At 29.1% G+C, this 13788-nt stretch carries 15 protein-coding genes; 10 read left to right on the forward strand and 5 right to left on the reverse strand.

Translation table 11 applies throughout. The annotated features are described in order from the left end of the window. The first annotated feature begins 48 nt into the window (after window positions 1-48). From ABD766_RS07620 to ABD766_RS07645, 6 genes are all read left to right on the forward strand, one after another. Entirely contained in the window at window positions 49-522 is a 474-nt protein-coding gene (locus ABD766_RS07620) for a hypothetical protein (RefSeq protein WP_344816116.1), read from the forward strand. Window positions 523-693: 171 nt separating this feature from the next. Further along, window positions 694-2037 carry a DEAD/DEAH box helicase gene (locus tag ABD766_RS07625; RefSeq protein ID WP_344816117.1) on the forward strand — a complete coding sequence of 448 codons (1344 nt, stop codon included), beginning with the start codon at window positions 694-696 and terminating at the stop codon, window positions 2035-2037. Between the two features lie 149 nt (window positions 2038-2186). After that, window positions 2187-4115 (forward strand): BatA domain-containing protein, encoded by a 1929-nt coding sequence (locus tag ABD766_RS07630; protein WP_344816118.1) that lies wholly within the window; start codon window positions 2187-2189, stop codon window positions 4113-4115. After that, window positions 4112-5365 (forward strand): dihydroorotase, encoded by a 1254-nt coding sequence (locus tag ABD766_RS07635; protein WP_344816119.1) that lies wholly within the window; start codon window positions 4112-4114, stop codon window positions 5363-5365. Before ABD766_RS07630 ends, ABD766_RS07635 begins: the two co-directional genes overlap by 4 nt. Further along, complete coding sequence (locus ABD766_RS07640; protein WP_344816120.1) at window positions 5365-5691, forward strand: magnetosome magnetite crystal formation protein family; 327 nt, start codon at window positions 5365-5367, stop codon at window positions 5689-5691. The genes ABD766_RS07635 and ABD766_RS07640 overlap by 1 nt, the downstream gene beginning before the upstream one ends. 9 nt (window positions 5692-5700) lie before the next feature. Then, on the forward strand, window positions 5701-6342 hold the full coding sequence (locus ABD766_RS07645; protein ID WP_344816121.1) for an alpha/beta hydrolase: 642 nt from the start codon (window positions 5701-5703) through the stop codon (window positions 6340-6342). Window positions 6343-6552: 210 nt separating this feature from the next. Here ABD766_RS07645 and ABD766_RS07650 read toward each other — a convergent pair whose 3' ends face one another. Beyond that, window positions 6553-7740, reverse strand: a complete 1188-nt coding sequence (locus ABD766_RS07650; protein ID WP_344816122.1) for a helix-turn-helix domain-containing protein — start codon at window positions 7738-7740, stop codon at window positions 6553-6555. A gap of 628 nt (window positions 7741-8368) precedes the next feature. Here ABD766_RS07650 and ABD766_RS07655 point away from each other — a divergent pair. Further along, window positions 8369-8692: a hypothetical protein gene (locus tag ABD766_RS07655; RefSeq protein WP_344816123.1), complete on the forward strand. Its 324-nt coding sequence runs from the start codon at window positions 8369-8371 to the stop codon at window positions 8690-8692. Between the two features lie 163 nt (window positions 8693-8855). Here ABD766_RS07655 and ABD766_RS07660 read toward each other — a convergent pair whose 3' ends face one another. The 3 genes from ABD766_RS07660 to ABD766_RS07670 all read right to left on the reverse strand — a co-directional run bounded on the left by ABD766_RS07660 (window position 8856) and on the right by ABD766_RS07670 (window position 10706). Next, window positions 8856-9344: a hypothetical protein gene (locus ABD766_RS07660; RefSeq protein WP_344816124.1), complete on the reverse strand. Its 489-nt coding sequence runs from the start codon at window positions 9342-9344 to the stop codon at window positions 8856-8858. A 10-nt stretch (window positions 9345-9354) separates the two neighbouring features. Then, entirely contained in the window at window positions 9355-9846 is a 492-nt protein-coding gene (locus ABD766_RS07665) for a hypothetical protein (protein ID WP_344816125.1), read from the reverse strand. 95 nt (window positions 9847-9941) lie between these two features. Continuing rightward, window positions 9942-10706, reverse strand: coding sequence for an MBL fold metallo-hydrolase (locus ABD766_RS07670; protein ID WP_344816126.1), 765 nt, complete (start codon window positions 10704-10706; stop codon window positions 9942-9944). 124 nt (window positions 10707-10830) lie between these two features. Between ABD766_RS07670 and ABD766_RS07675 the strand changes: the two genes are divergently transcribed. The 3 genes from ABD766_RS07675 to ABD766_RS07685 all read left to right on the forward strand — a co-directional run bounded on the left by ABD766_RS07675 (window position 10831) and on the right by ABD766_RS07685 (window position 13287). Further along, the gene (locus ABD766_RS07675) at window positions 10831-12294 is read left to right on the forward strand and encodes a TonB-dependent receptor (protein ID WP_298302257.1); all 1464 of its coding nucleotides are present in this window, start codon (window positions 10831-10833) and stop codon (window positions 12292-12294) included. Window positions 12295-12525: 231 nt separating this feature from the next. Continuing rightward, window positions 12526-13080, forward strand: a complete 555-nt coding sequence (locus ABD766_RS07680; protein WP_344816127.1) for a hypothetical protein — start codon at window positions 12526-12528, stop codon at window positions 13078-13080. A 3-nt stretch (window positions 13081-13083) separates the two neighbouring features. Next, entirely contained in the window at window positions 13084-13287 is a 204-nt protein-coding gene (locus ABD766_RS07685) for a helix-turn-helix domain-containing protein (protein ID WP_298302266.1), read from the forward strand. A gap of 35 nt (window positions 13288-13322) precedes the next feature. Here the strand turns inward: ABD766_RS07685 and bcp are convergent, their stop codons facing one another. Next, a complete protein-coding gene (gene bcp / locus ABD766_RS07690) occupies window positions 13323-13775 on the reverse strand; it encodes a thioredoxin-dependent thiol peroxidase (protein WP_344816128.1) in 453 nt (150 codons plus the stop codon). Window positions 13776-13788: the final 13 nt, after the last annotated feature.

The raw sequence follows: 13788 nt of genomic DNA on the forward strand, positions 1-13788 counted from the left end.
CTCAATAAATTGATTACTTTTATTATATTTGAGTTTACAAATTTCAAGATGAAAAACATAAAATACCTATCAATACTATTCCTCATCGTTTGTTTTTCAAACAATAGTTATTCGCAAAAACCTACGAAACAAAAAAATGTTGGTGGAAGAACAAAAACTTCAAATCCAAATATACCTTATATCTACGAAAATGGTTTTAAGGATTATGAAGTTTTAAAACAAGCAACTTTAAATAGTAAAGATTCATCAACAGTGTATACTTTGAAGTTTAATGCAGTAGCTTCTGCAATGTACACACAAAAAATAATGTTCGATAAATTTGGAAAATGGACTTCGGAAGTACCTTCTGGAAATAATAATGGATTTATTCTAATTTGGGAAAACATCAAACTTTTTGATGATAAAGAAGAGCTATTCACAATAATGGCAAGTGGTAAAGAAAGTTGGGAAGAGATGTTTGCCTCAGTAATGGTATTTGATTCAAAAAATAACGATTGCCTATCAGAAAAAAGTGAATTTTAAAAAGAAATAATTGACTATTTTTCAAATGCAATTATACATCTTAATAAAGATAAAACTTTTTATAAAAAGTATTGAGTAATGAAAAATTAAAATTGTTTATAAAATTATACGAAAAACACCTCTTTTCCTTCCCAAAAAAGAATTCCCTACCTTTGCAAAAAATTAGACGCAATGAATACTTTTGAGCAATTTAATCTTCCTAAATCCTTACAAAAAGCAATTGACGAAATGGGGTTGACTACTCCTACTCCAATTCAGGAAAAATCGTTTTCTGTTATTATGTCGGGACGTGATGTAATGGGAATTGCACAAACTGGTACGGGTAAAACCTTAGCTTATTTATTACCTCTTTTAAAACAATGGAAGTTTGTAAATACTGATTCGGCTCGTGTAGTGATTTTAGTTCCTACGCGTGAATTAGTAGTTCAAATTGTTGAAGTTATTGAAAGCTTAACCAAATACATGTCCGTGCGAACGCTTGGTATTTATGGTGGCGTTAACATCAATACACAGAAAAAAGCCGTTTACGAAGGAATCGATATTCTTGTGGGAACTCCTGGAAGAACAATGGATTTGGCTTTAGATAATGTCATTCGTTTTGATTCGCTGCAAAAATTAGTCATTGATGAATTTGATGAAATCTTAAATTTAGGTTTTAGAACCCAAGTGACTTCATTATTGACAATGATGAAAAACAAACGTCAAAATATCTTATTTTCTGCAACCATGACTGATGAAGTAGATGCCATGCTTGACGAATATTTTGAATTACCAGAAGAAGTTTCACTTGCAGCTTCTGGAACTCCATTAGAAAAAATTGAACAATTGGGTTACTATGCACCTAATTTTTTAACCAAACTAAATCTATTAAATCATCTTTTAGATACTGACGAAAGTACTTCAAGAGTTTTGATTTTTGCCAATAATAAAAAGACTGTTGACTTAATTGCCAATAGTATTGAAGAAAGTCATCCTGAGCAATTTGGTGTAATTCACTCTAATAAATCACAAAATTATCGTTTGAATACCATGGCTTCTTTTCAAGCTGGCGAATTAAGAGGAATTATTACTACAGATGTAATGGCTCGTGGTTTGGATATTTCTGATGTTACTCATGTTATCAATTTTGAATTTACTGAAATTCCAGAACAATACATTCACAGAATTGGTAGAACGGGTCGTGCTGATAAATCGGGAACTGCCATCAGTTTTATAAGTCCGAGTGAAGAAGAAATTCAAATTCAAGCGGAAATCTTAATGGAAAAAGAAATCCAATTTTTAGATTTTCCAGAAGGAGTTGAAGTAGCCGTGAGATTATTAGAATTTGAAAAAGATAGAAAAAAAGTAAAACAACTTTTAAAGAAACCCAAAATTGAGGGTGGAGATGCTTTTCACGAAAAATCTAAGAAAAATCAAAAAGTAAATCTTGGTGGACCTGCAAAAACTAAACCTAGAAAAACAGAACCTAGAAATCGTGGTGTAGAACGTAAGAGAGCTGCTAAGAAGAAGAAATAGTTTTCAGCAAGCTGTAATAGTTGATAGTTTTATGAAACTTTTAAACCTTTAAACTTTTAAACCTATTAACTTTTTGTTACTTTTGACAATTAAGAAATCACTGAACTCCGCTACAAAATTATACTTAGTGAAGTAAATTCTAAATAGAAATGCAGTTTAAACATCCAGAAATTCTCTATTTCCTATTCTTATTGGTCATTCCGATTCTGGTGCATCTTTTTCAGTTGCGAAAATTCAAAACAGAATATTTTACCAACGTAAAATTCTTAAAAGAACTTGTTGTTCAAACTAGAAAAAGTTCTAAAATCAAAAAATATTTACTTTTAGCTACAAGATTGTTGTTACTAACTTTCTTGATAATTGCCTTTGCTCAGCCTTTTTTTAAAGCCAAAGACAGTAAAAATGCTACTAATGAATTGTACATCGTTCTTGACAATTCTTTCAGTATGCAAGCAAAAGGTCAAAAAGGCGAATTGCTAAAACGTGCCGTTCAAGATTTACTAGAACATACACCAGAAAATGCAAATTTCTCCTTAATAACATGCTCTGACAACTTTTGGAATACCGATATAAAATCCATCCAGAAAGAACTTCAGAACCTGAAATACAGTGCTTCACCATTTCAATTGGATAATCTTTTGTCTAAAATAAAAGCACACAAATCGGCTTTCAATAAAGATATTGTGGTAATTACTGATGGTGTTGGTTTACAACCTAATCAAGTTAAAAATATCAAAGACGACGAAAATTTATATTTCATAATTCCAGAAGCTGAAAAAACCGACAACATCGCTATTGATAGTGTTTACATCAATCAAACGATGGATAATTTTTATGAAATCGGTGTAAAATTAGATGCTTATGGAGACGATTTCAAAGATATTCCAATTGCCTTGTACAACAAAAAGAAATTGGCTGCCAAGACTTTAGTCAATTTTGAATCCAAAACAAAAACCATCAATTTCACCATTCCAAAAGAAGATTTTCATGGTTATGTTGCTATAGTTGATAACAGTTTGGAATATGACAACAATTACTACTTCAGTATCTCAAAACCTGAAAAAAGTAACGTGATTAGCATCGGTGAACCTGAAAAAAGCGGTTTTTTATCAAGGATTTATACTGCTAATGAATTCAACTATACCAATTATTCACTTCAATCATTAGATTATAATTTACTTGACAAACAAGATGCCATTGTTTTAAACGAACTAAAAGATATTCCACAAGCACTTCAAACCACATTAAAATCATTTGTAGAAAAAGGCGGAAATGTAGTTTTAATTCCAAACGAAGAAAGCAGTACAACCAACTTGAATGGCTTTTTATATAATTTTGGTGGCGTTCAGTTTAAAGCTTTGTCGGATAAGGAAAAAATGGTTACAAAAATTAATTTTAGTCATCCCTTATTCAGTAGTGTTTTTGAGAAAAAAGTTGACAACTTTCAATATCCAAATACAAAAAACTCCTTTGAAATAAGCAACTCCGCTCCTATGGTTTTGGGTTATAGTGATCAAACTTCCTTTTTGAGTGCTATTCAAAATAGTATTTCGTCTGTTTATGTTTTTGCTGCTCCAATTAACAAAATCAATAGTAATTTTCAGAATTCGCCCATTATTGTTCCAACTTTTTACAACATGGGACAAAACGCTCAGAAAGCCGGAATTAATGATATAGTAATTGGAGATAACAAACCATTTATTGCTCAGACTTCATTAAGCAAAGACGAAATCGTTAACATTAAAAACGGTACAGAAAGTTTTATTCCGGTGCAACAAATATTAAATGACAAAGTAAAGTTGACTTTCAATGATAATCCGAAAGAAGCTGGAAACTTTGAGATTTATAATTCCGCCAAATCCATAGAAAATTTAAGTTTTAATTATAATAGAACCGAAAGCAATTTAGCTAACGCTAATCCAGATGCTGTAAGTGATTACAAAGAGATAAGCAATGTAGATGCAATATTTGATACGCTACAAGCCAATCGAGCCGATAATCAACTTTGGAAATGGTTTGTTATTTTAGCTTTGCTATTCATCACGTTGGAAGTTTTAATTCAAAAATTTGTAAAATGAAAATCATAATCAGAGAAGCCAAGATTATCGACTCAAAAAGTCCTTTTCACAATCAGGTAGTTGATGTAAAAATCAATGATGGAATCCTAGAAAAAATAGGAACCAACCTCTCGCCTTCAGATGATTATAAAGAAATAAAACAATCTAATTTACATCTTTCTCAAGGATGGTTTGATAGTAGTGTTTCTTTTGGAGAACCAGGTTTTGAAGACAGAGAAACTATTGCTAATGGATTGAATGTAGCTGCAAAAAGCGGTTTTACTTCCGTAGCGCTTCAACCAAATTCTGCTCCAATTCTTGACAATCAATCTCAGATTTTATTTGTAAAACAAAAAGCTAACGATACTGCAACTGATTTATTTCCGATTGGTGCTTTAACAAAAAATAGCGAAGGAAACGATTTAGCCGAACTTTATGACATGAAAAATGCTGGAGCGATTGCCTTTGGTGATTATGGGAAAAGTTTGTCTAATGCCAATTTGCTTAAAATTGGATTGCAATACGTTCAAGATTTTGAAAGCTTGGTAATCGCTTTTTGCCAAGATGAAAAAATAAAAGGAAGTGGCGTTGTAAACGAAGGAATTGTATCAACTAGATTAGGTTTGAAAGGAATTCCAAATCTTGCAGAAGAATTGATAGTTGCTCGAAACTTGTTTTTACTTGAATATACCGGTGGAAAATTACATATTCCAACCATTTCAACAGCAAAATCGGTAGAACTTATTCGAAATGCTAAAGCAAAAGGACTAAAAGTTACCTGTAGTGTTGCCGTTCATAATTTGGTATTAACGGATGAAAAATTAGAAGGATTTGACACTCGATTTAAAGTTGCACCGCCTTTACGCACAGACAATGATAGAATCGCTTTAATTTCAGGAATTTTAGACAATACCATTGATACGATAACATCCGACCACAATCCGATGGATATTGAACACAAAAAAATGGAATTTGATTTGGCTAAAAACGGAACTATTGGTTTAGAAAGTGCTTTTGGAGCATTGTTAACCGTTTTACCATTAGAAAAAATAGTAGAAAAACTTACTTCAAGTAGTACTATTTTCAATCTAAATCAAACAGAAATTGCAGAAGGAAACAAAGCAAATATCACTTTATTCACTACAGATACTGAATGGATTTTTACTAAAGAGCATATTTTATCAAAATCAAAAAACAGTGCTTTTCTTGGAACAAAAATGAAAGGAAAAGTAATTGGAATTTACAATAACAAAAAATTAGTTTTAGCTTAATGGACAAGAAAACAATTGATGAAGGAAAATCAACTGCAATCACTAGTTACATTCTGATAATTGGTGTTTTAATTGCACTATCAATGAATTCGGAAAACAAAAATCCGTTTGCTTCGTTTCATATTAGACAAGGATTAGGATTGACCTTAACATTTGTAGTTTTAGGTGTTTCCATAAGTCATTTTGAAAGTATTATGGTTGCAGCACCAATGTGGATTTTTATTTCTGTGTTAACGATTTATGGAATTTTTACAGCAGCTCGCGGTGAAACTATCAAATTACCATTACTTGGTGGATTGTTTCAAAAATGGTTTAAAAATATTTAATTTTATATAATGACATTACATCACTTAGTTCGTGAACCCAAAATAAAGAAAGACAAAAATCCGTTACTGCTTTTACTTCATGGATATGGAAGTAATGAAGAAGATTTACTCTCTTTTGCATCAGAATTACCAGAGGAATATTATATAGTTTCTGCTCGTGCTCCATACGATATGATGTATGGAAGTTACGCTTGGTATGCAATAAACTTCGATGCCGATGAAAACAAATTTTCAGATATTGGACAAGCACAGCAATCTAGAGATTTGATAGCAACATTTATAGATGAATTAGTTGCCAATTATGCTATTGATGCCAATGATGTAACACTTATTGGATTTAGTCAAGGTTGCATTTTGAGTTATGCTATCGCTGTTTCTTATCCTCAGAAAGTACAACGTGTCGTTGCAATGAGTGGTTATTTTAATGAAGAAATTGCTATTGAAAATTTCAAAGAAAATGATTTATCTAAGTTAAGAGTATTTGCTTCACATGGTTCAGTAGATCAAGTTGTTCCTGTGGATTGGGCAAGAAATTCAATTCCAAAACTTAAAGAACTTGGAATTGATATTGTATATAAAGAATATCCTGTTGGACATGGTGTTGCACCACAAAATTTCTTCGATTTTAAAAATTGGTTACTAATCAAATAATAAATCAAAATGAATAATATTATTTGTGGTAATAAATTGTTATAAATATATTTAATTGACGACCTAATATAGCTATATTGGCTTTAATTACTGATTAAATTTTTAAATAAAATTATAACTTCAATATCATTTTTCTTATTCAAAATAAAAATTTGGACTACAACAAAGAACGAAGACAATTACAAGAACAATTATTAATTCCTTTAAGTTTTATTTGAATTGTAACTCTTTAATGTATTTATGTGGACTTAATCCTGTAATTTCTTTGAATGATGTAAAAAAGGGATTATAGGAAGAAAAACCTACTTTTTCTGCTAATGCATTAAGAGTGTTTAACTTTAAATAACCTGATTCTATTAAATTTATAGCATCATAAACACGAATAATTTTCTTAAATTCATTAAAACTTATTTTAGAGTGATATTTAAATATAAAATTCACATGACTTTTAGGGATATTTAAATTCTCAGCAAATTCTTTTTGTGTTATTTTTTGATTTCTAAAACAATTTTTGAACAAAACTAAATTTTCAATTTCTTTTAAATTATTTAATAAATCTGGAACTATTTTTTCCTTTAACAACTCATCTTGTTTATTATTTATTTTAACATCATGATTTAAGATCCATACTTCTAATAATGAGAAAGTTTTGTTTTTCTGCAATTCAATTTTTTTATACAAGGCATTAAATCCCAAAAATATATCCGGATTGTATAATAAATATGAAAATATAACAATCCAAAGTAGTGCCGATATCCAAAGAAAATTTTTACTCGAGATAAGTCCTTCATGATTGAATTCATAATATATTGAAAAATAAATTCTAACAGTAGCTATAAAAGTAATTGAAAATAAAATTAAAGTCCATTTATAAATTAAATTATTTTGTTTGTTAATCAAGCCAATATTTGAGTTCTGATTCCAAACTTGTTTTTTTAGTAATAGGAAAGAACTAAAAGTATAAAAAAGAGAAAAGAGAATAAAAAATATTAGAAAAATTAAGGTGCTGTAATCACCTAAAAAATTATAATTATTATTTATTTGATTTATTGACCCAACAAATATGGGCGATATAAAATGAAGTATTTCTTTATAATTATATCTTTTTATATTTAAAACTAAGCTTTTAAAGTACAAAAAAGTTGCAGGATATGCAACCATAAAAAATGGTGCAAAAGAAAAATTAGGTTTCCATTCCTTATTAAAATTGAATACAATTTCTAAAAAAAATTTTAATACTATTAATAGTAACAAAAAGATAATGTAAGTATTATTACGACTATTTGATTTGTATGTTATTAAAAATACATAAATACAAATTAAGCCAAGTAGAACAACTAATAAATAAATTAAATTAAGAAGCATGTATAAAAATTTAATAATTAAATTATAAATCAAATGTAAATATTAAAATAACATTTTTAGTTTTTTTTATCTATTTTTAAAGTTACTAAAAACCTTAAAATAAATATTTTTTTAAAATAAAAATTACTAAAAACTTAAAAGTAGTTACTCTTAAATTAAAAAATGAATCAACATAATTTTAGGTTTAATTTTAAAAACATTTTTAACATAAATTTACATAAATTATTAATTTAAACATTAATTACAAAAAAAAATGGCTCCTGAAAACACTTCATTAATATTAAAGAAATATTTTATTTCAAATGCTGATATTAAGGAAATAAATCTTGTCTATGAAAGAAAAAAAACCAAACTTCATTATAAAATAAATAATTTTTTTTTTAAAAAAAGCTATTATTTAAAAGTGAAATATAATGACTCCACTGAAAATAAAATTAAAATTGAAATGAAAGATAAAGATTTGATAAAACCTTGGATTATTAATTATAATTTTTATTTAGCCTCAAATAGACAATAGTAGATATAACTTAGTTTAATTGTATAAACTTATACTAGTTTATAATAGTATCAAATAATAAAAATATCAAAAGAAATAGAATTTTCAATTTGAGTATTATTATAATGTGTAAGTATTTAAACAAAACATTCAAACATTAATATTATGATAGAAAAACCTTTAACTAAAATTTCAGGCAAACCACAAGAAGATGATAATAGATTAGAAAAAAATGTAAAAGAAATGTTATCTAAAACTTATACAAACAGTAATTTTGAACAAACAAAAGAAAATTTATCAAATGAAAGTGAATGCTTACATTGTCAATTAAAAAACACTATAAATAGTGAGCACGAATACGATATTCATCAAAGTGTTTGTAATGATTGTAAAAAGGATTTTTGGTTAATTACAGGTTCGTTAACGGATTATTTTAAAAAGAAAGAACAATCAAAAATTAATATTACTGATTTTTTAATATTCGCATAGATTGGTTGAATCTTCCAAATTGACTAAAATTATAAAATTAAAATAATTTGTATAAAAAATTGTAGTAATGTTCTAAATAAAAAAAAAACAATTAACTATTGAAATAAAATAGTAATGTTAAGTTTATTTTGTTAATATGGTAAAACCGAATTAATATTGTAATTTATTCACCTTCCTCAGGATTATCACTACTAGTAACTTTATTTCCAATTTCACCATCACCAGAATAAATAGTTACACCTGCTTTATTGAGCACATAACCTTTCCATGGCACCAATTGATAATCTTCAAAAATCCATGGTTTCCCCTCAGCACTTCTTGTTAAAATGAATGACTTTTCGTCTGGCATAAATACTTCAGCTTTATCTCCATTATCATTAAAAAGCACATAAGCACAAAGCGTTACATCTTCTGTAGCAATATCATCCGATGGATTTAATTGAATACCTGTGAATGCTCTAACACATTCTTTATTCAATTTAGACCAAGTATATCCAGCAGATGCCAAACATCCATTTTCATCTTGATCTGCTCCTACTATTGTTGAATCTTTTGGTTGAGTTTTTGTCTCATCTTGAATAGCATCATCTTGCTGTTTGCAAGAAACTAAAACAATCAACAAAAGAACTAAAGTGGTTATATTTTTAATCATATGATATTATTTAATATTCTTCTTTTGGATAAATAAAGCTATCCATAACTTGAAAAGTTACCTTTCCTGTTTCATCTATGAAATACTTCAACATTACATCGCCCCAATAGGTTCCATCACTATAGTTGGCTATTATCCAACGATGATTTAATATTTTTATTTTATTGATGATAAATTTTTGTGCTCCTAATTTTTCTTGACCAGTATAGATATTGCCTTCAGGTTTATCATTATAAGCTAACAATGCCTCTCTAATTTGAGGACCTAATTTAGTTACATCTTTACCTTCAAAATAGTTTTGTGCGTATTCATTCTTCTCAAGTGAAAAACTATCTGCATCATTCAACTGATTGATTAAAAGATTGATAGTATCTTTTGCACTTTTTTCATTTGATAAACTAATGCTCTTTTCGTGAGCCATTTGTTTGTTGTAATACATATAAGTAAATGCAGCAATTAAAGCCGAACAAATAAATAAATACAAATACAATTGTCTTTTCATATATTTTAATTTTATTTTTTATAGGTAATATATGGTATCGCCTTTCTAAAATAGGTATTTACTAACGTAAATTCATTGTTTGTGGCGATTTCATACTATATAGAAATTTCTAAATTATCATAAGCCAAAAAAACATTCTTTGGCAACCTTTTTTGCACCTCTTCATGAAAACCTAATAAATGACTTATGTGCGTCAAATAGGTTTTTTCAGGTTGTACCAAAGTTACAAAATCTAATGCATCTTGCAAACTAAAATGTGAATGGTGTGGTTCTTCTCGCAAGGCATTAATAACCAACACTTTCACACCTTTTATTTTTTCAACTTCTTCCGAAGCTATAGTTTTTACATCGGTTAAATAAGCAAAATCATTTATTCTGAAACCAAAAACTTGTAAATTTCCATGCATTGCATCGATTGGTGAAACTTTAAAATTACCTATAACAAAATCTTTATTATTAGAAACCTCAATAGCTTTTACAGATGGAGCTCCTGGATATTTATTCTCCGTTTCAAACACATAATCAAATCTTTTTTCCAGATTTTTAATTACACGTTCATGCGCATAAATTGGAATCTCTCCTTGTCGGAAATTAAACGGACGAATATCATCAATTCCGGCAGTGTGATCAGAATGTTCGTGCGTGAATAAAATAGCATCAATTTTTGTGCATTTAGAAGTTAACATTTGTTGTCTAAAATCGGGACCACAATCAACTACAACGGAGTTTTCGTCGTCATGAACCCAAACAGAAACACGTAAACGTTTGTCTTTCAAATCGTCACTCAAACATACCGAATGATGACTTCCAATTACTGGAATACCTTGCGAAGTTCCTGTTCCTAAAAAATAAACCTTCATTTAGCACGATTTTTGTTATACTTTTTATAAAAAAGTATTAGATGTTAATTTTCTACAAAAATAGAACTATTTATCTTTTAATACCGCAATCGTTTTAGTAACTTTGCAATGTATAATAATGATTATGGGAAATAACGGATTAGATATTAAGTTAAAAGGAGACAAAGTAATTGAGCAAATTCCGTCTATAAAAGACAAAGCGCTTAGAATTAATTTGAACGAAAATATTTATGGAACATTCGCTGAAATTGGTGCTGGACAAGAAACTGTTCGTCACTTTTTTAGATCTGGAGGTTCTTCTGGAACTATTGCAAAGGCAATGTCGGCTTACGATAAAGACTTTAGTGATGCCATTTATGGTATTGAAGGCGATGGTCGCTATGTAACAGAAAGTCGTCTTAAAAAAATGCTTACGCATGAAGTTGACTTAATTGAAAAACGTTTGGATAGAGAAAAACATCCTAATAAAATGTTCTTTAGTTATGCCAATACTGTGGCAACTATTGATTTTGCTAAGCAATTTAAAGGTCATGGTTGGGTTGGAATAAAATACCAAATCGAACCAGACGAAGAATACAACGAAATTATACTTCACATTCGTTTTAAAGAAACTGATGCTCGTTTGCAACAAGAAACCCTTGGTATTCTTGGTGTGAATTTAATATATGGTGCTTTTTACAAATACAATGATCCTAAAAAATTATTGCGTTATTTATACGACCACTTAGACAAAGACCAATTAGAAATTGATACTATTAACTTCTCAGGACCACGTTTTGCTAATGTTGACAATCGTTTGATGAGTTTACAATTGGTTAAAAATGGAATGACTGATGCCGTGATGTTTGGTCCAGATGGAAAAAACATTCTTCCAGCTGCGGTTCTTTACAAGAAAAATATTTTAGCTTTAAGAGGAAGTTTCCGTCCGGTTACTAAGGTAAATATGGACATGTATGAGAAATCACTTGAAATGTTTGTTGAAGAAAATAAAGTTGAAAAAGACAATACGTTTGTGATTTTTGAAATTACTCTCTCCAACTTACGTTCTGAAGGAGAAATTGACGAACGCGATTTTATGGATAGAGCCGAATTACTTTGTTCGTTAGGTCAAACCGTAATGATTTCTAACTTCCAAGAATATTATAAAGTAGTTGAATATTTCTCTAGTTATACCAAAGCTCGTATGGGATTGGTTATGGGAGTAAACAATTTGGTTGATATTTTTGACGAGAAATACTACCGTCATTTAAGTGGTGGAATCCTTGAAGCTTTTGGAAAATTATTCTACAGAGACTTAAAAGTTTATCTGTATCCAATGGAAGAAAATGGCGAAATCATTACTTCACAAAACTTGAAAGTACATCCTAGAATGAAAGAATTGTACAAATTCTTCGCATACAACGGAAAAGTTGTTGATGTACCAGTAAACGAAAAGCAAAATCTAAAAATTTTCTCAAGAGAAGTATTAAAAATGATCAACAATGGAACACCTGGCTGGGAAAGAATGTTACCAGAAGGTACAGCCGAATTAATAAAACAACATAAGCTATTTGGTTATGACCCAAATCGCGTGCTTGAAGAAGCTTAATATAGAAATCCTCAGTTCAAAACTGGGGATTTTTTTTATATTTATTTAATTGTAATTGCAAATAAAATGAAAGATCTGTAATCAAAATATATTAATAAAGATAACATTACAAATACTTTATATATTTTAAAATCTACTTAAACAACAAAAATAAAATTTTAAAAAATAAATATTTATTGTTTATCAATAATTATTTATTATATTTGTACCATAATTTTAAAACAAACAAATATGGAAATCAAAATTACTACTAGGCAAATACTAAAAGTTTTATACATTTTATCTTGGCTTATCTTTGTTGGAATTTGTATAGACACTGGAGGTGTTATATTTAATGCGATTTATGCGTTTTTCTTTAAGCCAATTGTTGCAAAATATTTTTGGAATGGCTTAGATTTGTCTTCGCTCTTTCAATTTGATCGTGGCTATTTTTTAGTAGAAACTTTTCTAATGTCGATTGTAGGCATTATGAAAGCAATTATGTTTTATCTAATTATAAAATTAATACACGATAAAAAATTAAATCTTTTACAACCTTTTAGTAATGAAGTTAGAAAATTCATCTTCACTTTGGTTTTTTTGACTTTTGGAATTGGGTTATTCTCAAGTTGGGCTGTGAATTATGCAGAATGGTTTGAAAGTAAAGGTGTTATAATGCCAGATATTAATTTACTTAAAATAGATGGCGCTGGAGTATGGTTATTTATGAGCGTTGTCTTATTTATAATTGCTCAAATTTTTAAAAGAGGAATCGAAATTCAAGAAGAAAACGAACTAACTGTATAAGCTATGCCAATAATTGTAAACCTCGACGTAATGATGGCTAAAAGAAAAATGTCATTAAATGAACTTTCAGAAAAAGTTGATTTGACCTTAGCTAATCTTTCTATACTCAAAACAGGAAAAGCCAAAGCGGTTCGTTTTAGTACGCTAGAAGCCATTTGTAAAGCATTAGACTGTCAACCAGCCGATTTGCTAGAATATAAAGAATAGAAAAAAACCTCGTTAATAACTAACGAGGTTTTTTTCTATTTTAGAATCTGTGAAGCGTGAACTTTAGTTTTTACGTCAGTAATAACCTCATCGATTACTCCATTTTCGTCTATTATGAAAGTCGTTCTGTGAATTCCATCGTATTCTTTTCCCATAAACTTTTTTGGACCCCAAACGCCAAAGGCTTGAATTACAGATTTGTCCTCATCAGCAAGTAATGGAAATGGAAAATCAAATTTTTCTTTGAATTTGAATTGCGCTTTTTCACTATCAGCACTTACTCCTAATAAGGCATAATTATTAGCTTGAAAACGTTCAAAATTATCTCTCAAATCGCAAGCTTCTGCAGTACATCCTGGCGTATTGGCTTTTGGATAAAAGAAAACTACTAATTTTTTTCCTTTATAATCTGCTAGTGTGTGTAGGTTTCCATCTTGGTCTTTACCAGAAAAACTTGGAGCTTTGTCTCCTTTTTTAAGTGTTGTCATTATTTATGGTTTA

This window comes from Flavobacterium cheonanense, assembly GCF_039539185.1.
GTDB lineage: Bacteria > Bacteroidota > Bacteroidia > Flavobacteriales > Flavobacteriaceae > Flavobacterium > Flavobacterium cheonanense.

Bases quoted from the DNA above. Each gene is read 5' to 3' on its own strand.
- ABD766_RS07620 (WP_344816116.1), top strand. From the start codon at position 49: ATGAAAAACATAAAATACCTATCAATACTATTCCTCATCGTTTGTTTT.
- ABD766_RS07665 (WP_344816125.1), bottom strand. From the start codon at position 9,846: ATGAAAAGACAATTGTATTTGTATTTATTTATTTGTTCGGCTTTAATT.
- ABD766_RS07635 (WP_344816119.1), top strand. From the start codon at position 4,112: ATGAAAATCATAATCAGAGAAGCCAAGATTATCGACTCAAAAAGTCCT.
- ABD766_RS07655 (WP_344816123.1), top strand. From the start codon at position 8,369: ATGATAGAAAAACCTTTAACTAAAATTTCAGGCAAACCACAAGAAGAT.
- ABD766_RS07680 (WP_344816127.1), top strand. From the start codon at position 12,526: ATGGAAATCAAAATTACTACTAGGCAAATACTAAAAGTTTTATACATT.
- ABD766_RS07660 (WP_344816124.1), bottom strand. From the start codon at position 9,344: ATGATTAAAAATATAACCACTTTAGTTCTTTTGTTGATTGTTTTAGTT.
- bcp (WP_344816128.1), bottom strand. From the start codon at position 13,775: ATGACAACACTTAAAAAAGGAGACAAAGCTCCAAGTTTTTCTGGTAAA.
- ABD766_RS07645 (WP_344816121.1), top strand. From the start codon at position 5,701: ATGACATTACATCACTTAGTTCGTGAACCCAAAATAAAGAAAGACAAA.
- ABD766_RS07640 (WP_344816120.1), top strand. From the start codon at position 5,365: ATGGACAAGAAAACAATTGATGAAGGAAAATCAACTGCAATCACTAGT.
- ABD766_RS07675 (WP_298302257.1), top strand. From the start codon at position 10,831: ATGGGAAATAACGGATTAGATATTAAGTTAAAAGGAGACAAAGTAATT.
- ABD766_RS07625 (WP_344816117.1), top strand. From the start codon at position 694: ATGAATACTTTTGAGCAATTTAATCTTCCTAAATCCTTACAAAAAGCA.
- ABD766_RS07670 (WP_344816126.1), bottom strand. From the start codon at position 10,706: ATGAAGGTTTATTTTTTAGGAACAGGAACTTCGCAAGGTATTCCAGTA.
- ABD766_RS07685 (WP_298302266.1), top strand. From the start codon at position 13,084: ATGCCAATAATTGTAAACCTCGACGTAATGATGGCTAAAAGAAAAATG.
- ABD766_RS07630 (WP_344816118.1), top strand. From the start codon at position 2,187: ATGCAGTTTAAACATCCAGAAATTCTCTATTTCCTATTCTTATTGGTC.